This is a genomic window from Massilia sp. TS11 (genome assembly GCF_022012445.1).
In the GTDB taxonomy this organism is placed as follows: Bacteria; Pseudomonadota; Gammaproteobacteria; order Burkholderiales; family Burkholderiaceae_D; genus Telluria.
Map to the genome: position 1 here is coordinate 228,789 of NZ_JAKLTS010000002.1, position 21,445 is coordinate 250,233.

General features: G+C 69.4%; 16 protein-coding genes. 4 read left to right on the plus strand and 12 right to left on the minus strand.

Features of this window, described 5'->3' with window-relative positions:
• Positions 1 to 25: 25 nt before the first annotated feature.
• Entirely contained in the window at positions 26 to 2,251 is a 2,226-nt protein-coding gene (locus LZ005_RS04510) for a TonB-dependent receptor (RefSeq protein WP_237805113.1), read from the minus strand.
• Between the two features lie 214 nt (positions 2,252 to 2,465).
• Between LZ005_RS04510 and LZ005_RS04515 the strand changes: the two genes are divergently transcribed.
• The gene (locus tag LZ005_RS04515; protein WP_237805115.1) at positions 2,466 to 2,750 is read left to right on the plus strand and encodes a hypothetical protein; all 285 of its coding nucleotides are present in this window, start codon (positions 2,466 to 2,468) and stop codon (positions 2,748 to 2,750) included.
• On the opposite strand, the gene LZ005_RS04520 is transcribed toward LZ005_RS04515, so the two are convergent.
• Entirely contained in the window at positions 2,732 to 3,202 is a 471-nt protein-coding gene (locus tag LZ005_RS04520) for an SgcJ/EcaC family oxidoreductase (protein WP_237805117.1), read from the minus strand. The genes LZ005_RS04515 and LZ005_RS04520 overlap by 19 nt on opposite strands.
• A gap of 136 nt (positions 3,203 to 3,338) precedes the next feature.
• Between LZ005_RS04520 and LZ005_RS04525 the strand changes: the two genes are divergently transcribed.
• A complete protein-coding gene (locus LZ005_RS04525) occupies positions 3,339 to 4,133 on the plus strand; it encodes a LytTR family DNA-binding domain-containing protein (RefSeq protein ID WP_237805119.1) in 795 nt (264 codons plus the stop codon).
• On the opposite strand, the gene LZ005_RS04530 is transcribed toward LZ005_RS04525, so the two are convergent.
• The 3 genes from LZ005_RS04530 to LZ005_RS04540 are packed head-to-tail and all read right to left on the minus strand — an operon-like array spanning position 4,130 to position 8,117.
• On the minus strand, positions 4,130 to 5,797 hold the full coding sequence (locus LZ005_RS04530; protein ID WP_237805121.1) for a tetratricopeptide repeat protein: 1,668 nt from the start codon (positions 5,795 to 5,797) through the stop codon (positions 4,130 to 4,132). The genes LZ005_RS04525 and LZ005_RS04530 overlap by 4 nt on opposite strands.
• Positions 5,794 to 7,266: a M20 family peptidase gene (locus LZ005_RS04535; protein WP_237805123.1), complete on the minus strand. Its 1,473-nt coding sequence runs from the start codon at positions 7,264 to 7,266 to the stop codon at positions 5,794 to 5,796. The genes LZ005_RS04530 and LZ005_RS04535 overlap by 4 nt, the downstream gene beginning before the upstream one ends.
• A gap of 56 nt (positions 7,267 to 7,322) precedes the next feature.
• Positions 7,323 to 8,117, minus strand: coding sequence for an ABC transporter substrate-binding protein (locus LZ005_RS04540; protein WP_237805125.1), 795 nt, complete (start codon positions 8,115 to 8,117; stop codon positions 7,323 to 7,325).
• Between the two features lie 137 nt (positions 8,118 to 8,254).
• Here LZ005_RS04540 and LZ005_RS04545 point away from each other — a divergent pair, with 137 nt between their 5' ends.
• Complete coding sequence (locus tag LZ005_RS04545) at positions 8,255 to 9,373, plus strand: hypothetical protein (protein WP_237805127.1); 1,119 nt, start codon at positions 8,255 to 8,257, stop codon at positions 9,371 to 9,373.
• Here LZ005_RS04545 and LZ005_RS04550 read toward each other — a convergent pair.
• A complete protein-coding gene (locus LZ005_RS04550; RefSeq protein ID WP_237805129.1) occupies positions 9,357 to 12,452 on the minus strand; it encodes a diguanylate cyclase in 3,096 nt (1,031 codons plus the stop codon). The two genes, LZ005_RS04545 and LZ005_RS04550, sit on opposite strands and share 17 nt — an antisense overlap.
• A 126-nt stretch (positions 12,453 to 12,578) precedes the next feature.
• On the opposite strand from LZ005_RS04550, the gene LZ005_RS04555 reads away from it, so the two are divergent.
• Positions 12,579 to 14,027 carry a DEAD/DEAH box helicase gene (locus LZ005_RS04555; RefSeq protein ID WP_237805131.1) on the plus strand — a complete coding sequence of 483 codons (1,449 nt, stop codon included), beginning with the start codon at positions 12,579 to 12,581 and terminating at the stop codon, positions 14,025 to 14,027.
• 153 nt (positions 14,028 to 14,180) lie between these two features.
• Here the strand turns inward: LZ005_RS04555 and LZ005_RS04560 are convergent, their stop codons facing one another.
• Genes LZ005_RS04560 through LZ005_RS04585 form a run of 6 tightly spaced genes read right to left on the minus strand, consistent with a single transcriptional unit; the run spans position 14,181 to position 21,384 of the window.
• Positions 14,181 to 16,139 (minus strand): hypothetical protein, encoded by a 1,959-nt coding sequence (locus tag LZ005_RS04560; RefSeq protein ID WP_237805133.1) that lies wholly within the window; start codon positions 16,137 to 16,139, stop codon positions 14,181 to 14,183.
• A gap of 9 nt (positions 16,140 to 16,148) precedes the next feature.
• Positions 16,149 to 18,074 (minus strand): hypothetical protein, encoded by a 1,926-nt coding sequence (locus tag LZ005_RS04565; protein ID WP_237805135.1) that lies wholly within the window; start codon positions 18,072 to 18,074, stop codon positions 16,149 to 16,151.
• Positions 18,071 to 19,393 (minus strand): NAD(P)/FAD-dependent oxidoreductase, encoded by a 1,323-nt coding sequence (locus LZ005_RS04570; protein WP_237805137.1) that lies wholly within the window; start codon positions 19,391 to 19,393, stop codon positions 18,071 to 18,073. The genes LZ005_RS04565 and LZ005_RS04570 overlap by 4 nt, the downstream gene beginning before the upstream one ends.
• Positions 19,390 to 19,755: a GtrA family protein gene (locus LZ005_RS04575; protein WP_237805139.1), complete on the minus strand. Its 366-nt coding sequence runs from the start codon at positions 19,753 to 19,755 to the stop codon at positions 19,390 to 19,392. Before LZ005_RS04575 ends, LZ005_RS04570 begins: the two co-directional genes overlap by 4 nt.
• The gene (locus LZ005_RS04580) at positions 19,752 to 20,702 is read right to left on the minus strand and encodes a glycosyltransferase family 2 protein (RefSeq protein WP_237805141.1); all 951 of its coding nucleotides are present in this window, start codon (positions 20,700 to 20,702) and stop codon (positions 19,752 to 19,754) included. The genes LZ005_RS04575 and LZ005_RS04580 overlap by 4 nt, the downstream gene beginning before the upstream one ends.
• Positions 20,695 to 21,384 carry an NAD(P)-dependent oxidoreductase gene (locus LZ005_RS04585; RefSeq protein WP_237805144.1) on the minus strand — a complete coding sequence of 230 codons (690 nt, stop codon included), beginning with the start codon at positions 21,382 to 21,384 and terminating at the stop codon, positions 20,695 to 20,697. Before LZ005_RS04585 ends, LZ005_RS04580 begins: the two co-directional genes overlap by 8 nt.
• Between the last annotated feature and the right edge of the window lie 61 nt (positions 21,385 to 21,445).

Here is a 21,445-nt window from a genome sequence, read left to right on the forward strand (position 1 = left end):
GCGCTGCTGCGTGAAGCAAGTCGGATCAGTAGCGCGCATCCAGGCGCAGGGCGACGGTACGGGGCGCGCTCGGCACGCTCATGCCGAAGCTGTCGATCGTGATCGGGGCCACCTTGTTCTCGGCATTGCGCAGCGCCAGACCCAGGGTCCAGGGCGCGCCGTCGGGATGGTAGGCCAGCTGCAGATCGGTCTGGGTGCGCGCCGGAATCCGGTACTGCAGCAGCTGGGTCGGTACGCCGATCTGGTAGGCCGCGCTGGCGCGCGTGCTGATCCCGGCGCGCAGCTGGCCGCCGCCCAGACGCAGGCGCTGTTCGTAGCCAAGCGTGAACACCTGGGACGGCGCGCGGTCAAGCTTGTAGCCGGCCCAGGAATGGATGCCGTCCGGGCTGTAGCGCACGTAGTGGGCGTCGAGCCAGGTCAGGCCATAGTGCAGGCGCCCGCCGGCGCCCAGCAGCAGCGTGCCGTCGGCTTCCAGACCGCGCACCCTGGCGGCGCCGGCATTGGTGGTCACGTAGCGCGGCGCGCCCATCACAATGGCCACGCCGGACAGCTGCAGATTGCTGTAGTCGTAGTCGAACACGGCCAGATTCAGGCTCGCGCGCTTGTCCCAGAAGCGGCTTTTCAGACCGAGTTCGGTCGCGCGCAGGGTTTCGGGCTGGTAGAACAGGGTGGCGGCCGGCACCGCCAGCGGCGCCGGGCAGTCGATCCCGAGCTGGCGCTCGCCGGCCAGGCAGCCGTCATTGAAGCCGCCCGCCTTGTAGCCGGTGGCCAGGCTGGCATAGGCCAGGGTGTCGGGCGCTAGCTCGGTGTCGAGGCCGAGGCGCCAGGTGGTCTGATGGGTGCGCAGGCGCGCCGCGTTCAGCAGGCGCAGATCGGTGGCCGCATTGAACACCGGCCCCTGCTGGAAATTGGTCGAGCCCAGGCGCGATTTGTCGTCGTCTGTGTAGCGCGCGCCGGCGGTGAGGCGCCAGAGCGGCATGAAGCTCCAGCTGGCCTGGCCGAAGGCGGCGCGGCTGCTGGCCACGGTCGGGCCGTGCGGGAACACGTAGTAGGGCGGCAGCTTGAGCAGCTCGAGATCGCGGAACACGTAGACGATGTCGGAGTGCTCGCGGAAGTAGTAGAGCCCGGCCTGGGCGCTGAGCGGGCCGCCCGGCTTGGTCGCCACGCGCAGCTCGTGCGAGTTCTGGCCGTAGCTGCCGTCAAAGTGTTCGCGCACGCCGAGCGCAAAGCCGGGCGCGACCCGGTAGTAGAAATTGGTCAGGAAGTCCTGCGTGTAGCGGCGCCGCGCGCCCAGATAGTCGAGCGTCAGCGCCCCCAGGTCCCAGTGCAGCTCGGCGCCGATGCCCTGGCTGCGCTTCTCGCCGTGGCCCTGCTCGCGCGCGGCATTGAAGGGCAGGAAGCCGTTGCTCAGGGCGGCGTCGGTGGCCGGCGCGCGCCAGCGCGGATTGCCGCTCTCGATGCCCGTGTAGAAATTGGTGTCGGGGACAAAATTATCGGGATTGTCCTTGACCGTGCTGTGGTCCAGGCGCAGCAGCAGGCTGGCCTGCGCGCTCAGGGCCAGGCGCGCCGTCACGCGCGCCGACAGGTCGTCGCGGTCGAGGCCGAGCGCATACGGCGCGCCGCCCGTGTAGCGCAGATAGCTGTCGTGGCGGTTGGCGACGAAGGCCGCGCGCACGGCCAGGGTCGGCGAGAGCGGCAGATTCAGCATGCCGCCCAGCTTGCGGCTGGCGTAGTTGCCGGCCTCGAGCTGCACGGCCGCCTCGAACTGCGGGCTCGGGGTGTTGCTGATCACATGCACAACGCCGGCCGTCGTATTGCGCCCGTACAGCGTGCCCTGGGGGCCGCGCAGCACTTCGACGCGGGCCAGGTCGTAGAAGGCCAGGTCCTGGTTCTGCGGGCGCGCGAGGTAGATGCCGTCGAGCAGGAAGGCGGCCGAGGGGTCGCCTTTTTCGGTGGTGTCGGCGTTGGAGACGCCGCGGATTGTGATCTTCAGGCCGTCGGCCGCGCCTTCCAGGTAGACATTCGGCAGGCGCGCGCCCAGATCGGACGGACTGGCCACGCCGGCCTCGAGCAGCTGGTCGCCGCTGAGGACACTGATCGCGAGCGGGGTTTTCGAGGCCAGCGAAGTGCTGCGCTGGGCCGTGACCAGCACTTCGGGGACTTGGGTGTCGGGGCTGGTCTGGGCCTGCGCGCTGGTGGCGAGCAGACCGGACAGCAGCAGCGCCAGTCGCGGTCGACGGGGCTCGAACATGGGAGCAATCTCCTGCGTTTTATCTTTTTCAGTGGGGGCGTGGTCTGGGCCCGTCACGGCCACGCCGACCGTGTTGCAACTCGCGCATGTTTGCTTGAAAAAATATGCATGCGCGAGGGTGTTAATTTTGCAGTTGAAAGTCTAACAGGTCGTATTGATGGCATCCAATTTTTGATCGGACCCGCTGCGGGCGCGCCACAGCAGCGCTGCTAGAATGCGGTCTCTTCCGATCCGCGAGCTCTTGATGATGGTGGAATGTAACCGCACCCTGGAACAGGCGCGGCGCGACCTGGCGCAGGGACTGCTGCGCAGCGCCGCGCTGCTGCGCGTGCCGATGCAGCGCCAGGCCTGGCATGTGCATCTGGCCGGCGCGCGTGGCGACGCCGGCCTCCTGCTCGATGTGAGCACCCTGCAGCCGCAGGTCTTCCGTTCGCTCGACCAGGCCGTGGCCGTGCTCGAGCAGATCGGCTTTCGCTGCGATCAGTTGCGCGTGGCCTGAGCCGGTGCGCCGAGGGCGATGGCGCGCACGGCCGCCAGGGTCCAGCCTTCGCCGGCGCGGCGCAGGATGGCGATGGTGTGGAATTCGCGCAGCAGGCGGCGGCTGCCGTCGGCGCCCGGCTGTTCGAGGAAGACCGCGTTATCCGTGATCAGGTAGGGGCCGAGGGCCTCGACCCGGCGCACTTCGGTGCGGTGGGTGATCCCGGCCGGCACGGCCGCCAGCGACTGCTTGAAGTAGTCGGCGATGGCGGCGCGCCCGCTCAGGGCGCGGCCGCTGATGCTGAAGCTGGCGTCGTCGGCGTAGTAGCCGGCCAGACGCTGGGCGTCGCGGGTATTCCAGGCCTGGTCGGTCTGGTCGGCCAGCTGCTGCAGCTGGAGCGGCAGATCGGCGGCCTGCACGGCGCTGGCGCACAGCAACAGCAGGACGGCGCCAAGGCGGCGGATGAAAGACATGAGTTCTCCTTGTATGCATCGGATGATTCCGCGCGCCCCCATGGCGCAGCGGTAGAATGGCGATCCTAGAAACCTGTGGGCGCGCCTGCCAGCGCGTTTTCGCCAAGTGCCTGATTTCCTTCGCCAAATTCGCCAAATGCCGTTCGCGCTGCGTGAAATGCGCTGGCTGCGCCAGGGCCTGCTGGTGCTGGCGCTCGGCCTGCTGTTCGCCGCCTTCGGTCCGTTCGGCACCTATGCCGATCTCGGCTGGGAGGCGCGGCTCGGCTACTGGGTCGGACTGATGCTGCTGGCCTGGGGCGCGAGCGTGCTGGTGGCCCAGGCGCTGGCCCCGCTGGCGCTGGCGCCGTGGCTGCGCTTTGCCCTGGTCTGCCTGCTGGCGGCGCTGCCGGTGACGCTGGCCGTGGCCTGGGTCGAGGCCCTGCTGCGTCTGAGACAGGCAGTGCCGCCGCGCGTGATGCCGCGCGTGTATGTCAGCGTGGTCGGGGTCGAATTGCTGCTGCTGGCGCTGCTGACGCGCCTGCGCTGGGACCTGGGCCCGCTGCTGCTGGCGCGCACCGCCGCACCCGCGCCCACGCCCGCCGCGGCGGATGCGAGCGCCGTCGAGGCCGCGCCGGCGCCCTTCCTGGCGCGCATTCCGCCCCATCTGGGCAGCGAGCTGCTGGCGCTCGAGGCCGAAGACCACTATCTGCGCGTGCACACGGCGCGCGGCTCCGACCTGATTCTGATGCGCCTGGGCGACGCCCTGCGCGAACTGCCGCCCGCGCTCGGGCTGCAGGTGCACCGCTCGTGGTGGGTCGCGCATGCGGCCGTGCGCGCGCAGCGCCGGGTCGGCGGCAAATGGGTGCTGGAACTGGCCGGCGGCCTGCAGGTGCCGGTCAGCCGCAGCTGGCAGGCGGCCGTGCGCGCGGCCAACTGGCCGGCCGCGGCCTAGGCGGCCGGAAAGGCGGCGCGCACGGCGTCGCCGACATCGTCCAGCACGCTCTGCCAGCGCATCAGGCGGTTCTGGCGGAACAGGCGCAGCGACGGATACCAGGGACTGTCGGCGCGCCCGGTCAGCCAGCGCCAGTCGGGCGCGTACGGCAGCAGCAGCCAGGACGGCAGGCCGAGTGCGCCGCACAGATGCACCACGCTGGTGTCGACCGAAATCACCAGATCGACGTGGGTGGCCAGGGCGGCGGTATCGGCAAAATCCTTGAGCTCGGCGCCGAAGTGGCGCATGTTCGGATGCTGGCGCAGGGTCCCGGCGTCGCTCTGGCGCAGGTCCTTCTGCAGGCTCACATAGTCCCAGCCGGCTGGCAGCGCGGCCAGCACGTCGGCCAGGCTGAGGCTGCGCATCTCATCGTTCTTATTGCCCGTATTGCCGCTCCAGGCCAGGCCGATGCGCGGCTTGTGGCGGGGGCCGAGGCGTTCGCCCCAGGCGGCCACGCGGGCCGGGTCGGCGCGCAGATAGGCCGGGCTGGACGGAATCGTCTCGAGCGTGGTGCCGAACACCAGCGGCAGGCTCAGCATCGGGCAGTAGTAGTCGGCCGTGACGGCGGTCTGGCGCTTGGCGATCACCTCGTCGGCGGCCTCGAGCGTCTCCAGCAGCGCGCACAACTCGCTCGGCACATGCAGCAGCACGCGCGCGCCGCGCGCCTTGAGCAGGGCGGCATAGCGGCAGAACTGGATGGTGTCGCCAAAGCCCTGCTCGGCGCTGAGCAGCACGGTCTGGCCGGCCGGGTCCTGCTCGGCGCTCAGGCGCGGCAGGCCATAGTCGGGCAGGCGCAGGCCGTGCTTGTCGCTGCGCCAGCGCCACTCGTACAGGGGCCAGCCGCGCGCGAAGTCGCCGGCCAGCAGCAGGCACAGGGCCTTGTTCAGATGGGCGTCCGGGTCCTGCGGGTGGCGCGCGATGGCGGCGTCGTAGCTGGCCTCGGCCGCTTCGAACAGCTGCAGTTCGAGCAGCACATTGGCGCGGTTCGACAGCGCGGCCGGGTAGTCGGGACGCAGCTCGAGTGCGCGGTCGTAGGCGGCCAGGGCTTCGTCGTGGCGGCGCAGGGTGCGCAGCAGGGTGCCGCGGTTGCCATGCGCCTCGGGGAAGTTGGGGCGCACGGCCAGGGCCGCGTCGTAGGCGGCCAGGGCGGCCTCGTAGCGGCGCAGCTGCTTGAGCACATTGGCGCGGTTGAAGTGGGCCTGGGCGTCGTTCGGCTTGAAGCGCAGCGCGCCCTCGAAACTGGCGAGCGCCGCTTCCGGCATCTTCAGCTCGAGCAGGATCATGCCGCGGTTGCTCCAGGCGTCGGCGTAGTCGTGCTTGAGGGCGATGGCGCGGTCGTAGCTGGCCAGCGCGGCGTCGAAGCGGCGCAGGTGCTGCAGCGAGATGCCGCGGTTGGCGTAGAAGGTGGCGTTGCCCGGCAGGCGCGCGATGGCGCGGTCGATCAGGGTCACAGCCTGCTCGTGGTCCTGATCGATCTGGGTGCACAGCACGCCGAGCAGGTGCAGCGCGTCGGCCTGCTCGGGTTCCGTCGCCAGTACGGCCGCATACGCGGCGCGCGCCTCGGCCAGCTTGCCGCTCTGGTGCAGGGCGACGGCGGCCTGCAGCTGTTCCTGGAGCGTGCTCATTGGGCCGTGTTCTGCAGCAGGCGATGGTAGAAGCGGATCATCTCCGTGTAGTTGCTGACGGCCAGGCGCTCATTGGTGCCGTGGAAGCGCGGCACATCGGCGGGGCCGGCGCGCACAGGCGAGAACTTGAAGATATTCTCGGTCAGGCCGGCGTACAGGCGCGAATCGGTCGCGCCCAGCATCAGGGCCGGGGCTACCACGGCGCCGCTGAAGACTTCGCGCACGGTGCGGTTCAGGGCCGTGTAGGCGGGCGTGCTGGTGGGCGTCACGCGCGAAGGTTCGGCTTTGCCGTCCATCACGCGCACGCTGATGGCCTCGTTCTTGATGACCGCCTTCACGTGCTCGACCACGTCGGCGATGCTGGTGCCGGGCAGCATGCGGAAATTGACGGTGGCCGTGATCTTGCCGGGCAGGACGTTGTCCTTGTCGCCGGCCTGGAAGATGGTCGGCGCCGTGGTCGTGTGCAGCATGGCGGCCGTGGCCGGGGCCTTGGCCAGTTCGCGCGTCAGCAGCGGGCCGAACAGCCACAGATTGCTGAGCGCCACCCGGTTCACGCCCGTCATCTCGGGCGCCAGGGTCTCGAACATCTCGCGCGCCACGCCGCTGGCCTGGGCCGGGAAGCCTTCGCGCTCGAGGGCGGCGACGGCGGCGCTCATCTGGCCGATGCCGGTGGCGGCCGGCGGCGTCGACGAGTGGCCGGGCGGCACGCGCAGTTCCAGCACCACGCTCGCATAGCCTTTCTCGGCCACGCCGATCAGGGCGGCCGGCTGCGCAAGGCCGGGCAGCATGCCTTCGGTGACCAGCATGCCCTCGTCGAGCACATAGCCGAGCTTGATCTGGCGCTGCTGGAGCAGGGCGACGATGGCGCTGGCCCCGTGCACGCCGCCGACTTCCTCGTCGGCGCCATAGCCGAGATAGACGGTGCGGCGCGGGGTAAAGCCCTGGGCCAGCAGGGTCTCGATCGCCTCCAGCTGGGCCAGCAGATTGCCCTTGTCATCCCAGGCGCCGCGCCCCCAGACGAAGCCGTCCTTGACGACCCCGGCGAACGGCGCCTGCTGCCAGTCGGCCTCGGTGCCGGGCGCGACCGGCACCACGTCCTGGTGGGCCAGCCACATGATGGGCTCGGCCTTGGGATCCTGGCCGCGCCAGGTGAACAGCAGGCTGCGCCCGACCAGTTCGCGCTGCAGGCTGGCATGCACGCGCGGGAATTGCTGGGCCAGATAGTCCTGGAACTGGGCGAAGGCCTCGGCATTCGCGTCCGGCTGGCCATGCAGGGAGATCGTGCGGAAACCGAGGGCCCCGCCGAGCCGGCGCGCGGCGGCGTCGGCATCGATGGCGAGCGCCGGGGCCGGCTGCACGGCCAGCTGGCGCGAGGGGCTGCGCCAGGTGTTCACGGCGACAGCCACGGCCAGCGCAGCGACAGTGGCGGCGGCGAGGCCGAGCACGGTTTTCAGAGGGGAAATCGGCATGGCGGCAAGTTCTCCAGAGAAAGTGAACTTGTCGATTGTAGCCGATTGGCGCGCCTCTAACGGGGGGGAAGCTGGGCCAGGCTGGCGCCCTGCGCCTCGGCGGCCGCCTGGGCCGTGCGGGCCTGGGCCAGTTCGCGCTCGACGATCTGGGCCAGCTCGCCGCTGGCCTGCAGACGCTGGACGGCCGCATCGAAGCGGCGCAGCAGGGCCGGCGTGTCGGGCCGCAGGGGCAGCACCAGGTGGATCGGGGTCTGGCTCAGGACCTGGGCGGCCGGGCTGATCGGCCGGAACTCGGGCAGGGCGCGCGCCATGCCGCCGGCCAGGGCATTGGCCACGACGGCGTCGACGCGGCCGATCACGAGCTTGCGGAAGTTCTGGAAATCGGTGCCGACGTCTTCGGTCTGGAACAGGCCGGCCGCGCGCGCCGCGTCGAAGGCGGGGCCATACGACCAGCCGCGGATCACCCCGACCGTCCGCCCGTGCAGGCTGGCCAGGCCGGCGAACTGCCATTGCGGCGGGCTGCGCTGGTAGAGGCGCAGCTCCTCCCGATAGTAGGGCGCGCTGAAGCGGCCGATGCGCTCGCGCTCGGCGGTGGCGACCAGGGCGCCCGCCCCCAGGCTGCCCGCACGCAGGCCCTGCAGAATGCGCCGAAATGGCAGACTCTGCAGCGTGACCGGTTCGCCCATCAGCGCGAACGCGCGCCGCACCACGGCCGGATAGACGCCCGCAGCCGCACCCTGCGCATCGGCGTACTGGGTGGGCATGCTGGCATTATCGAAGGCCACCACCAGCGGCGCAGCCGCGGCCGGCCCCAGCAGGCAGCACAGGCCAAGAAACAACAGACGTCGCATGCGCTTTTCGCTTCACCTCGCAATCGGAAAGGCGCCCATTGTGGCGCGCGCGCGCCGGACCCGGCGCACTCTTGACTCCACGCAATTTGGCGTGCGCGCCGCGCCAGTAGGCTGCGCATTTTGCGCGGGAGGCGGCGATGGGGACGGCATTCTGGCTGGCGGCCTGGCTGCAGGCGGCTGCGTGCGGCGACGATGGCGGCGCCAGTGTGCGCTATGTGAGCAGTCCGGCGGCGGCCCTGTATCCGCAGCCGCAGGCCGAGGCGCCCGGCGCCCGTCTGCCGCTCGGCACCGCGCTCGAAGTGGCCTGCAGCCAGGGCGGCTGGCTGCAGGTGGCGGCGCCGCGCTATCCGGGCCTGCAGGGCTGGCTGCCGGCGGCCAATGTCGACGAGGCCCAGCCGACCCTGGGCGCGGTGCTGCGCGCGCTCGACGCGGCCGACCCGGAGGCGACGGCGCTGCGGCGCCGCCTCGCTGCCCAGGCCGAAGCCCTGGCCCCGCTCGACCCCGAAGTGCTGGCGCGTGTGCTGGCCGTCGAACGCGAACAGGGCGCGGTCGGCGCGGCTGCCGCCACCGCCGCGCGCCTGGCCCAGGTGCTGACGCCGCGCGTGGCGCCGCTCGGCCAGCCGGCCCTGCTGGCGCTGGAGAACGGGCTGGCGCGTCCGCTCGCCAATCTCGGCCCGCACGGCCTGCTGCCCTTCGGCGGCAGTCTCGAGGCGCAGCTGGCGCCGGCACGCGCCTACCGCGCCAGCAGCGGCGCGCTGGCCCTGGTGGCGCAGCTCGAGCCGGCCGCCTGCGGCGTGCGCGCGCGCCTGGCCTGGCCGCAGTCGGACGCGCCGCCCGAGCCGCTGCTCTTGAGCGACGCCGCGCCCGGCACCCTGAGCCCGTTGACCCTGCGCGCGGCCGCGCCGGCCGAATGGGAAGGTCTGACCCTGGCCATGCGCGCCAGCGCGCTGTGGCGCAAGCGCGTGCGGCGCGGCCAGGCCTGGTGGATCGCGGCGCCGGTGGGCCCGCCCTGGCTGCTGGCGCTGCTGGACGAGGGCTGGCTGCTGGCGCAGCGCGCGCCGCATGGCGGCTTCCGGATTCAGGCGGGGGAAGTGCGGCGCGGACCATGGCGCCTGCTGGGGGCGCTGCGCCTGGCGGCGACGCCGCTGCTGTTCGTGGCCGACGCCCAGGGCGACCATGTGCTGGCCGCGCGCGGCGCCGGCTGGCAGCGCCAGGCCCTGGGCGCGCACGCCTGCGCGCTCAGCGCGGCGAACTGAGTCCGGTACTGGCCAGACGTACGCAGTCGCGCCCGTCCTGCTTGGCGCGGTACAGGGCCTGGTCGGCCTGTTCGATCAGATGTTCGATGCGCTGGCCGGCGCGCGGGCTGAGCGCGGCGATGCCGGCGCTGACCGTGACGATCATGCGCGGCGCCTTGGCATGCACGATGCCCAGGCGGCGGATGTCGGCGCCGATCTCCTCGACGATCTGGCGCAGCTGTTCGGACTCGGTGCCCGGCGCCAGGAAGGCGAATTCCTCGCCGCCGTAGCGCGCCACCATGTCGCTGGTGCGGCGCGCGTGGCGCGCGATCACCTGGGCGATCTGGCGCAGGGTCTCGTCGCCGGCCTGGTGGCCGTAGTGGTCGTTGTAGGCCTTGAAGTGGTCGACGTCGATCATCGCCAGCGCCACCGTGGTGCCGGCCCGCTTGGCGCGCCGCCATTCGCTGTTGAGGGCGATGTCGAAGCCGCGCCGGTTGCTGACCGAAGTCAGGCCGTCGGTGGTCGACAGCGTGGCCAGCTTGCGGTTGCTTTCCTCGAGTTCGCGGGTGCGCTCGGCCACCAGGGTTTCGAGCGCGGCGCGCTGGCGCGTCAGGCGGCGCACGCGCAGCTTGTAGGCCAGGGTCAGGCTGCCCAGCACCAGCAGGCTGGCCAGGGTGCGGAACCACCAGGTGTCCCAGAACGGCGGATGCACGCGCAGCGGCAGGCTGGCCGCATACTCGCTCCAGGTGCCCTGGTCGTTGGCCGCCTTCACCTCGAACACGTAGTAGCCGGGGGCCAGATTGGTGTAGGTGGCGGTGCGGTGGCGCGCGTCGGTCTCGACCCAGTTGCGGTCAAAGCCGGCCAGGCGGTAGGCATAGCGGTTCTTGGCCGGATCGGTATAGTGCATGGCCGCGAATTCGATCGACACCACGGTCTGGTCGTGCGCCAGGGTCAGGCCCTGCGGCGCATTCACCGTACCCTCGAGTTCCACCCCCTCGGGGGCCGGATAGTCGCGCAGCGAGCGGTTGTAGACGCTGATGTCGGTGATCGCCACCTGGGGCGGCATGCTGAGCGCGCGCACATTGGCCGGATGGGCCGCCGTCATGCCCTTGACGCCGCCGAAGTAGAGGGTGCCGTCGGGCGCCGCGAACGAGGCGCCGATGGCGAAGCCCTCGGTCAGGCCGTCGTTGGCGTCGTAGCGGCTGGCCTTGCCCGTGTCGGGCTCCAGACGCACCAGGCCGGTGGCGGTAGCCAGCCAGATCATGCCGGCCTTGTCGCTCCGGATCGACAGCACCTTGACCTGGCCGACGCTGCCGCCGGCCACAAAGCCGCGGAAGCGCACGCGCCCGTCGGGCTCGGTGATCAGTTCGTTCAGGCCCTTGGCCGTGCCGACCCACAGGCGGCCGAAGCGGTCCTGGTAGATGGCCGAGACATTGTTGTCGGCGATGCTGTCCGGATTGCCCGGCTGGTGCAGGAAATGACGGAACTTGCCCGTCTTCGGGTCCAGCATGTCGAGCCCGCCGCCGTTCCAGTCCGAGCCCATCCACACGCGTCCCTGGCGGTCCTCGACGATCGTGGTGGTGCCGTTGACCGAGCGGCTGTCCGGCTTGCCGGCCTCGCGCGAATAGCGCACATGCTTGCCCGTCTGCGGGTCGTAGCGGATGACGGAGACGCCGGTGCCCAGCCACAGCTGGCCCTGGCTGCCGGGGGCGATCCAGTTGATGTAATCGTCGGCCGTGCTGTCGAAATGGATGGTGCGCACGGCGCTGGTGGGCGTGTCCATACGGTTCAGGCCGGCCGAGGTGCCGATCCACAGCGGCCCGTCCGGCTGCTGGTAGAGACTGTAGACGATGTCGTTCGCCAGCGCCTGCGGCCCGCTGCCGCCGCGCCAGCGCCTGAGCACCTCGCCGCTGGCCGGATCGAACAGCGACAGGCCGGTGTTCTGGCCCAGCCACAGGCGGTTGCCCGGGGCGCCGTCGATGGCGACGATCGAATTATTCGGATGCGGATTGTCGGGTGTCGGATCGAAGGGCACGAAGCGCTGGAAGCCCTGGCTGTTCAAATTGACCAGGCTGATGCCATCGGTGAAGGAGCCGATCCACAGCATGCCGCCGCGGTCCTGCATGATGGCGCGGATATTGTCCGACTGCAGGCTGTACTTGTCGATCGGGCGGTGCGTGAAGACTTCGGTCGCGCGGCTGCCTTTCTTCCAGTGCAGCAGGCCGGCCGAGAGGGTGCCGGCCCAGAGCCCGCCTTCGCGGTCGCGGAAGAAGCTCTGCACGCGCGAGTCGGGGCTGCTGACGCGCGCGCGCGTGCTCCAGGGCTGGCGCGTGTCCCACAGCAGGACGCCGCGTTCGGTGCCGATCCACAGCAGTTTGCTGGCGCTGTCGTAATGCAGGGCGCGCACGATGTTCAGCTTGGCGTCGGGTCGGGCCGGATCGTCGACGCGCAGATGGCGCAGGCTGCGGCTGCCCGGGGCCAGATAGTCGAGCCCGGCCGGCCAGGTGCCCGCATACACGCCGCCCTGGTCGTCGACGGCGACGGCGTTCACGTCATTGCTGGCCAGGCTGTCCGGCTTGTCGGCCTCGTGCACATACTGCGTGATCCGGCCGCTGTCCGGGTCGACATGCTGCAGGCCGCCCCAGGTCGCCAGCCACATGCCCTGGCGGCCGTCGCCGACGATCTGCTTGATGATGCGGTGGTTGTTCGGGCCCGAACTGGGGGCCAGGCGCGCGAAGTTGTTGGTGTCGGGATTGAAGCGGGCCAGCCCGTCCTGGGTGCCGGCCCAGATCCGCCCCTTGCCATCCTGGTACAGGGCCGAGACGCGGTCGTGGGGCAGGCTCGATGGCTGCAGCGGCTGATTCGTGTAGTGCAGGGCCTGGTAGCCGTTGTAGCGGTACAGGCCGCTGCTATTGGTGCCGATCCAGACATAGCCCTGCTTGTCCTGCAGCAGGGCGATCACCGAGGCCTCGTCCGCGCCGATTGCATCGACCCGTTCGAAGCGCAGGGTCGAGGTGGGCGTGGCTCCGCCCGGCAGGCACGCGACCGCCAGAAAAGCGGCCAGGGCACAGGCGCGCACGGACGTGAGCAAACGCATCATTCGTGGGTGATTGTTAATTTTTTGAATAGTTTTCTAGGCGGTGTGCAACAATCAACCGCGTAGAATACCGTGTTTTCACGGACTTTCATATACAGTTCCCGCGTTTTCCGGTATCGTTACAGCCCTATGCAAGAACAAGACCTCAGTTCGCAGCCAGAGTCGGCTGCCCCGCGCTTTGAGGATTTCGGCCTGGCGGCCCCTATCCTGCGCGCCCTTGCCGAGCAAGGCTATACCCACCCGACGCCGATCCAGGCCAAGGCCATTCCCGTGGTGCTGCAAGGCCGCGACGTCATGGGCGCAGCCCAGACCGGTACCGGTAAGACGGCCAGCTTCTCGCTGCCGATTATCCAACTCCTGCTACAACACGCCAACACCAGCATGTCGCCGGCGCGCCATCCGGTGCGCGCCCTGGTGCTGACGCCGACGCGCGAACTGGCGATCCAGGTGGCCGACAACGTCAAGGCCTATGCGCGCCACACGCCGCTGCGCACCTGCGTGGTGTTCGGCGGGATGGACATGGCGCCCCAGACCCAGGCCCTGCGCGGCGGGGTCGAGATCGTCATCGCCACGCCGGGCCGTCTGCTCGACCATGTGCAGCAGAAGACCGTCAGCCTGGGCCAGGTGCAGATGCTGGTCATGGACGAAGCCGACCGCATGCTCGACATGGGCTTCCTGCCCGATCTGCAGCGCATCATCAATCTGCTGCCCAAGCAGCGCCAGAATCTGATGTTCTCGGCCACCTTCTCGCCCGAGATCAAAAAGCTGGCCAGCAGCTTCCTCGACCAGCCCCAGCTGATCGAAGTGGCGCGCCAGAACCAGACGGCCGACCGCGTGACCCAGCTGGTCTACAAGGTCGACGAGGACGCCAAGCGCGACCTGTGCGTGCACCTGATCCGCGGGCGCGACCTCAAGCAGGTGCTGGTGTTCTCGAACACCAAGATCGGCGCCTCGCGCCTGGCCCGCCAGCTCGAGCAGGAAGGCATCAAGGCGATGGCCATCCACGGCGACAAGACCCAGCAGGAGCGGCTGGCCGCGCTCGAGGCCTTCAAGGCCGGCGGCATCGACGTGCTGGTGGCGACCGACGTGGCCGCGCGCGGCCTCGACATTGCCGAGCTGCCGTGCGTGATCAATTTCGATCTGCCCTTCAATGCCGAAGACTATGTGCACCGGATTGGCCGGACCGGCCGCGCCGGTGCCTCGGGCGACGCCTTCTCGATCTATTCCGACAAGGACGAGCGCCTGCTGACCGACATTGAAAAGCTGATCAAGCAAAGCATTCCGAAAGGCGAGCTCGAAGGCTTCGCGCCCGGCGCGCGCCGGCGCGAGGCGCGCCGGCCCGACAGCGCCGGCGAACGCGAACGTGAGCGTGAACGCCGGCCGTCCGGCGCCGGCGCCGGTTCGCCGCCGCCGCGCCGCGCGGCCGTCGACCCCTGGTTCCTCAAGCCCTACGAGCCGAGCAAGGGCAGCCAGCCGGCCGCGGGCGCCAACCTGCCGGCCGCGGCAAAAGGCCCGCTCAAGCCCGCCAAGGGCCAGGTCGCCTTCCTGCTGGGCGGCACCCCCAAGCCCAGCACCTAAGCCGCGCGCAGCGCGCACAAACCGCCAGGATCCGCCTGCCAGCCAGGCCATCCTGGCGTTTTTTTGCCCCCCAAACAAATCGGGGTCAGACCCCATTTATCCTGGCGGATAAATGGGGTCTGACCCCGATTTGTTTGGGCGGAAAGTGCTGGCTTACTGGAAGCGCAGCTGGCGCAGCTGGATGCCGAGCTGGCGGTCGTCGTGGCCCTTGCCTTCGGCCGTCGGACTGCTCGGATGGAGGATCTCGATCCGCAGCACGAGCCGTTCGGGCAGCGGCTGCGGCAGCGCCAGCTCCAGCTTCTGCCGGATCGTCGCCTGCGTGTAGTGGGCGCTGACCGGCGCGCCGCCATTCAGGCTGAACTGCACGTCCTGGCTGGCCCCGGCGAGGAAGGCCTCGCTCTCAATCTCGACCCGGGTCGGCTGCGGCTTGGCGGCGCGCGGCATTGCACAGTCGAGCTCGGCCTGCTTGCCAACAGTCCAGCTGCCATCGACCTCTTCGATACTGAAACCCTTGAGCTTGCAGCGGTGCGGGCTATCGCTCGCGCGGAAACCGATCAGCTGGCGCGTGCCGCCCAGTTGGCGATCGAGGCAGCTGCCGTCGAGCACCACCAGGCCCTGGCGCGGCGCCCCGCGGCGGCAGGCCGGAAAGCGGTCGAGCATGCTGCCCTCGGCCGTCACCACATTGCCCACCTGATACCAGTCTTCAAGCGGTCGGTTGCCGATCAGCGCATTCCCATTCGCATTGCGCGCCATCGTGAACACACCCAGCGAGAACATGTAGTCGACGATGGCGCTGCGGTAGGGCAGCCCGATCACATAGGTGTAGCGGCCCGGGGTGTCGGGTAGGGTGCTGTCGCGCAGCACCTGCAGCTGATGTTCGGTACGCACCAGGGCCGAGGCGCTCTGGATCGCGTACTGCGGCAGCACACTCAGGCTGGCGATGGCGCATACAGCCAGCGGACCCAGATAGGCATAGCCGAGCCCGAGGTTGCGCGTCGGCGCCGCCGTGCGCCCCGTGCGCGCCAGCAGCAGGCCGGCGCCGAGCGCGGCGTTCAGCAGCAGCAGGCTGTTGATCGTGAACGCGTATTTCTTGACGGCGTAAGGCGAACCCTCGTGCAGCACCAGCAGCATCAGGTATTGCAGCAGGCACAGCGCGGCGCAGGCGAGACCGAGCGCGCCCGCATATTTCAGGCTCAGCATGCTGTGGCGCTCGGCCGGCGCCTGGCGCCGCCAGACCCACAGCAGAGCGGCCGAGATCGCCGCCAGCAGCAGGGCGGCCCCGGCCACGCCGCTGGGCTTGCGGTACAGGGCCAGTTCGAGCCAGCCATCGTGATTGCCGAGGCTGCGCATGGTCTGGTAGGCCTCGCTGCTGTGCACGAGCAGCGCGGCCACAGCCGTGCAGAGCAGCGGCAAGGCCAGGCTGCGCAGCTGCTGGCGCCAGCCGGCCGCTGCCAGCAGCTGCCATTCGAGCAGCAGCAGCAGGGCCATCATGGCCAGCAGCATCAGGCCGGGCAGCAGATGCAGGGCATTGATCAAGAGTGCGCCCGGCACCAGCAGCAGATAGCGCCAGCCGAGCGCCATGCCGCGCGCCTCGGCGCCCTGCCACAGGCGCAGCAGGGCGAGCAGGCCGGCCTGGCCGACCAGCTGGGCATAGAAGTAATTGATGACGATCTCGCCGCCGTGCAGATCGAGCATGCCGCTCAGGGCATTCACGCTCAACAGCAGCACCAGCACCAGGGCGGCGCCGCGCCCGATCCGCTTGGGCAGGTCGAACACGATGGCGGCCAGGGCCCCCCAGACCGTGAACACGGCCAGCAGGGACAGCACATGCAGGCCAGCCAGCGGCGAGCCGAGCACGCTGCCCAGCACGGCGGCCAGCACATGGCTCGCGCGCGGATAGTAGTTCATCTCGCCGAGGCTGACATCGCCCGCATGGGCCAGGCCCCAGTTCTCCATCAGGCGCGTGACCAGCGCGTAGTGGTGCGCCAGGTCGCCTGTATTGCCCCACATATGCTCGACGGTGAACAGCAGCAAAGCCAGGGCCAGCAGGGCCCACAGCGCCAGGCGCAGGGGCAGCGAGGGTTTCAGGATCAGCAGCGTGGATGGGCTCATCGGGGGGCCTTATTGGAAAGTCATGCGACGCAGGGCCATGGCCAGCAGGCGCGCGTCGGGCGACTGGCCAAGCGCCTGCGGCGACTGGGCGTCGGGAAACTCGAAGCGAAGGCTCAGGCTGTCCTGGGCGGCGGCGGGCAGCGCCAGGCGCACGGTCTGGACCGGGTGCGCGAGGTCGAGCACCAGCGTCTGGCTGGCGCCGCCGATCACCGTGATCTGGACGCGCTGGCGCGGCCAGGCCGGCGTGACGAAGCCGGCCACCTCCAGATCGACGCTGCGCAGCGCTGGACCCGGACGGGCCGGCAGCGGGCAGCGCAGGCTGGCGCTGCGGCCATCGCTCCAGCTGCCGTGGTCTTCGCGCCCGGAGAAATGCTCGAGCGTGCAATTGTTTGCCAGCCCCTTGCGTTGGAACGACAGGTCATGGGCGGGCCGGCCCAGGGCGGCGCCGACGCAACTGGCGTCGAGCACCACCAGCTCATTGGCCGGTGGCGCCCGGCGGCAGGCCGGGTCGCGGTCGAGTTCGGAGTGTTCGGAGGTCAGCACGCTGGACAGCGCGCTCCAGTCGCTGGGCAGGCGGTCCTCGACCAGCACGATGGACATGGCATCGCGCGGAATGTGGAAAATCCCGAGCGAGAACAAGTAATGGGTGATCGGCGTCTGACCATCGAGGCGCAGCACGTAAGTGGGCTTGTCCGACGGCGGCAGCTGCAGGTCATGGCGCAGCTGCAGCTGGTGTTCGAGCGCAACCAGCGGCGCCATCGGCGCGCCCGGTTGGAGCGGCAGCGCCATGCGGGCCAGCGCCACCATCAGCAGCACTGGCAGCAGACCTTGCAGCAGAAATCCGCGTGCCGGATGGGCCGCCGCGCGCGCCAGTCCCCAGGCGAGGCCAAGGCTGATGGCAAACAGCATGGCGCCATGCAGGGCAAATGCATGCTTTTTCAGCGCATACAGATTGCTGTGACCAGTCATAAACAGCAGGAACTGGAGGCCTGCGATGCCGGCCACGGCCAGGGCGTACAGCCCGGCCAGCTTCAGGGCCGGCCAGGCTGCGCCCTGCTGGCGCCACCAGGCGCTGAGCAGGGCGCAGCCAAGCAGTGCCAGCACCAGCACATACAGGCCGAATGCCCAGGAATGCTGGAACCACGGGGTGTTGAGCACGCCGTCATTGGCGGCGATTTTGCCCATCGCCCAATAGCTGTGGTGGCTGCGCAATAAGAGGGCGCCGGCCAGACCCGGCCACAGCCCGATCACCAGGCTGCGCGCGCGCCAGCCGCCCGTGCGCAGCGCCTCGAGCAGACTCTGCGCCGCCAGATAGGCCAAGACTTCGGCCGCGGGCAGCAGGTGGATGCTGGCCACCAGATACATGCCGGCCAGCAGCAGCAGGCGGCGACCCACCGGGGCGGCCGCGCGCCGTTCGGCTGCCAGGTCGAGCACCAGCAAGGCCAGTGCCGCCGCATGGCCGACCAATTGGGCATAGAAGTAGTTGCCGACCAGCTCCTCGCCATGCAGGGGCAGGCCGAGACCATAGTGCAGGCCGGCGCCGCCGAGCAGCAGGGCGGCGGCGGCGAGCAGGCTGGCGCGCCGCGGCAGGGTGGCGAGGCTGCTGGCCAGCGCGCCCCACAGCACGGCCAGCGACAGCAGGGCCGTCAGGTGCATGCCCAGCAGCGGCGAGCCGAGCAGACGCCCGAGCACGGCGGCCAGCTGGTGCGACAGACGCGGGTAGATATTCATCTCGCCCAGGCCGGGGTCGGTGTATTCGACGTGGGACAGCGGATGCAGGGTCCAATGCTCGGCGATGCGCGCCACCAGCGAGTAGTGGTGGGCGAAATCGAAGGACTGGGTCCACTGCTGATTGAGCACACTGAGCGCCAGCAGCAGCGCGCCCGCTGCCAGCAGTGCGCAGCGGCTTCCCAGTCCGAGTGCGCCTGGCTTCATGCTGCGCCGGTGTCCAGCAGGCGCTGGGCGATCGCCCGGCCCTCACGGATCGCGTAGTTGGTGCCGCGGTCTTCCGGGTAGATCTGGGCCATGGTCGAGATGAAGGCGTTGGCGAACGGCGTCTCCTGGCCGGGCACGTAGTCTGAGTAATGGCGTTCGGTGACCGGCTGGGCATAGTCGGCGCGCCACACCTTGTAGTCGCGGATCCAGTCGCGCGCCATGTCCGGGAACATGCGCTGCAGGTGGCCGAGGGCGAACGTCAGGTAGGCGGCATCGTCCATCTGCCAGACCGGGTCTTCCTTGGCCAGATAGCGCGACAGGAACACGATGTGCTTGCCGCCGTAATTGGCCGGGCTGTCGAAATTGGTGTGTTCGATCACGCCGACGAAGGGGAAGCCGGGGTCGTTCACGTTCAGCCAGTAGGTGTCCGACAGGCTGCGGTCGAGTTCGAGCACGAGGCAGACATTGCCCAGATAGCGCACGCGCCGCAGGCTTGCCAGCCAGTCGGCCGGTGCGGCTTCCTGCAGGATGTCGGCGATGATGCTGAACGAGGGCGTGAACAGGAATTGCTTGGCCGTGCAGTCGCCGGCGGCCGTGCGCAGGGCCTGCAGCTGGCCGCCCTCGGCGCGCACGCCGAGCACCGGCGTGCCGTACTGGACGCGCCCGCCCAGGCGGTCGATCTCTTCGGCCATCTTCTGCGCCAGGCGGCCGAAGCCGCCCTTGAAGTAGGCCAGCTGTTCGCCGCCCTTCTTGTCGCGCGTACTGCCGCGCAGCACCAGTTTCTTCCACATCCAGACTGCATTGACCTCGTCGGCCACGACCGAGAATTTGTTCTCGATCAGCGGCTGCCAGACCACGCGGTAGGCGGCCGCGCCGCACAGGGGTTCGAGCCACTCGCGGATCGACAGATGTTCGATCGACTTCCAGTCCTTCACCTTGCGCACCTTCAGCACCATCAGGCCGAGGCGGATGCGGTCGAGCAGGGGCAGCGGTTTGAAGCGCAGCAGGTCGAGCGGGGTCGACAGGCGCCAGTGGCGGCCGTTGAAATACATGCCGGTCTTGGACGGCATGATCACGACATCGCCTTCCATCCCCAGTTCCCGGACCAGCTCGGGCACATAGCGGTCATTGTCGAACCAGTGGTGGTAGAACTTTTCGATCGTCACCCCGTCCTGGAATTCGAAGGTGCCGGCCAGGCCGCCCGGGCCGCTGTCGGCCTCGAGCACCAGCACGCGCTGGCCGGCGCGCGCCAGTTGCAGGGCAGCGGTCAGGCCGGTGAAGCCGGCGCCGACGATCACGGTATCGTAAGTGGCAGTCATTGTTTGAAAGAGAAACGGCGGTTCAGAGTAAATTGCAGGGCCACGACCATCGGCAGGCTCAGCACTTTGGCGAGACGGGCATCGAGGCCGAAGCCGCCGATCAGCACGGCCAGCAGCGCGGCCGAGGCCGCATAGCCGACGGCGGCCACGGCCAGGAACATGGCGAGGCGCTGGCCGACCTTGTCGCGCTGATTGAAGGTGATCACGCGGTTGAGCGCGAAGCTGACCAGGGTGCCGCTCACATAGCCGGCCACATTCGCCAGCTGGTAGTGGACGCCGGCATGCACGGCCAGCCAGTAGATGGCCAGATCGGTCAGCACGCCGGTGCCGCCGCACAGGCAGTAGAGCAGGAACTGTTTCATTCGAGGCCGACCGTCTTGCCGACCACGTATTGCGGACGCATATTCAGGGTCAGCAGCACGCGCCCCAGGTATTCGCCCAGCATCCCCAGGGCCAGCAGCTGCACGCCGCCGACGATCAGGATCGTGACGATCAGCGAGGACCAGCCGACCGGCATCAGGTCGAGCGTGAATTTCTGGATGATCAGGAGCAGGGCGAGCAGGAAGCCGAGGCCGGCGAAGACCAGGCCCGCAAGCGAGGTCAGGCGTAGCGGCACGATCGAGAAGCTGGTCGCCATCTTCAGCCACAGCGACACCGACTTCTTGAAGCTGTAGCCGGTTTCGCCCGCATAGCGCTCGTGGTGGTCGACATCGACCGTGCCGATATTGCGCGTCACCGACAGGATCAGGCCGTCCACATAGACGTACGGCCCGGTGTAGCGCAGGATATCGTCGCGGATGCTGGCGCGCAGGGCGCGGAACGGCGACAGATAAAGGCCGCGCGGCTTGTGCATCAGATAGCCGGCGACCAGGTCATTCAGTTTGCTGCCCCACAGCTTCCAGGTCGCGTGGCCTTTGCGCTTGCCGAAGCGCGCATAGACGACGTCGCGTCCCTGCTCGAGTTCGGCCAGCAGGGCCGGGATGTCGGACGGCGCATGCTGCAGGTCGTCGTCCATGGTCACGATGATCTCGCCGCGCGCCTTGGCGAAGCCGGCCATCAGGGCATTGTGCTGGCCGGCGTTCATGCGCAGCAGGATGCCGCGCACGGCCGGATACTGCTGGGCCAGCTGTTCGATCACGCGCCAGCTGCCGTCGGGCGAGCAGTCGCACACGAAGATGATCTCGAAACGCCCCGGGCCGGCCTGGGGCAAGGCCTCGAGCGTGGCGTACAGGCGGGCGACCAGTTCGGGCAGCACCTTCTCGCTGCCATACACGGGAATCACCAGGGACAGGGCGGGGCGCTCAGGCATCGGCATAGTATTTGCGGATCAGCTGGGGGAGGTAGTCGTCGTCGAAGCGGATGCCCAGCGCCTGGGCGGCCGTTTCGGTCAGGGTGGTGTCGATCGGATAGCGTCCGCCGGCGGCCACCGGCACCGTCTGGGCCGGGCGTCCGAGCACGCGGGCGAACAGCGCCACCAGCTCCGGCACGCCGATCGAGAACGGGCAGGCGATATTGGCCACCAGCTGCTGCGGCGCCTGGGTGCGCAGAATCCAGCCGGCGATCGCCGCCACGTCGTCGACGTCGATCAGATTGCGGCGCGCCTCGGTCCAGACCTGGATCGGCTGGCCGCTGCGGATCTGCTGGGCCAGAAAATTGGTCAGCGTGTGCGGATTCGGCGTGCGCCCGACCACCTGCGGCAGGCGGAAAATCGCGTAGCGCTCGGCGCGCTCGCGCACCAGGGCTTCGAGCGCGCGCTTGTGGCGCACATAGGGCGCGTCCTGCAGGGCCGGGTCCTCGACCGAACAGGTCGAAAAATACACGAGCCGCGCGGCGCTCGGCAGTGCCGCTTCCAGCAGCGCACGTTCGCGGGCAAAGGCCTCGGGCCGGGTCTCGCGCGAATTCGAGACGCCCGACGCGAACACCAGCACGTCCGCCGCATCCGCGAACGCGGGTGCAAAGGCGCTTGCGAGCATGCCCTTACCGATAATCATAAATGTCGTCTGCCAACAATGGTCAAACGGACATTATACCGTTGAGGCATCGGAAATTTGT

Coding starts and splice junctions, on each gene's coding strand:
- LZ005_RS04510 (WP_237805113.1), bottom strand. CDS start 2,251: ATGTTCGAGCCCCGTCGACCGCGACTGGCGCTGCTGCTGTCCGGTCTG.
- LZ005_RS04515 (WP_237805115.1), top strand. CDS start 2,466: ATGCGGTCTCTTCCGATCCGCGAGCTCTTGATGATGGTGGAATGTAAC.
- LZ005_RS04520 (WP_237805117.1), bottom strand. CDS start 3,202: ATGTCTTTCATCCGCCGCCTTGGCGCCGTCCTGCTGTTGCTGTGCGCC.
- LZ005_RS04525 (WP_237805119.1), top strand. CDS start 3,339: ATGCCGTTCGCGCTGCGTGAAATGCGCTGGCTGCGCCAGGGCCTGCTG.
- LZ005_RS04530 (WP_237805121.1), bottom strand. CDS start 5,797: ATGAGCACGCTCCAGGAACAGCTGCAGGCCGCCGTCGCCCTGCACCAG.
- LZ005_RS04535 (WP_237805123.1), bottom strand. CDS start 7,266: ATGCCGATTTCCCCTCTGAAAACCGTGCTCGGCCTCGCCGCCGCCACT.
- LZ005_RS04540 (WP_237805125.1), bottom strand. CDS start 8,117: ATGCGACGTCTGTTGTTTCTTGGCCTGTGCTGCCTGCTGGGGCCGGCC.
- LZ005_RS04545 (WP_237805127.1), top strand. CDS start 8,255: ATGGGGACGGCATTCTGGCTGGCGGCCTGGCTGCAGGCGGCTGCGTGC.
- LZ005_RS04550 (WP_237805129.1), bottom strand. CDS start 12,452: ATGATGCGTTTGCTCACGTCCGTGCGCGCCTGTGCCCTGGCCGCTTTT.
- LZ005_RS04555 (WP_237805131.1), top strand. CDS start 12,579: ATGCAAGAACAAGACCTCAGTTCGCAGCCAGAGTCGGCTGCCCCGCGC.
- LZ005_RS04560 (WP_237805133.1), bottom strand. CDS start 16,139: ATGAGCCCATCCACGCTGCTGATCCTGAAACCCTCGCTGCCCCTGCGC.
- LZ005_RS04565 (WP_237805135.1), bottom strand. CDS start 18,074: ATGAAGCCAGGCGCACTCGGACTGGGAAGCCGCTGCGCACTGCTGGCA.
- LZ005_RS04570 (WP_237805137.1), bottom strand. CDS start 19,393: ATGACTGCCACTTACGATACCGTGATCGTCGGCGCCGGCTTCACCGGC.
- LZ005_RS04575 (WP_237805139.1), bottom strand. CDS start 19,755: ATGAAACAGTTCCTGCTCTACTGCCTGTGCGGCGGCACCGGCGTGCTG.
- LZ005_RS04580 (WP_237805141.1), bottom strand. CDS start 20,702: ATGCCTGAGCGCCCCGCCCTGTCCCTGGTGATTCCCGTGTATGGCAGC.
- LZ005_RS04585 (WP_237805144.1), bottom strand. CDS start 21,384: ATGATTATCGGTAAGGGCATGCTCGCAAGCGCCTTTGCACCCGCGTTC.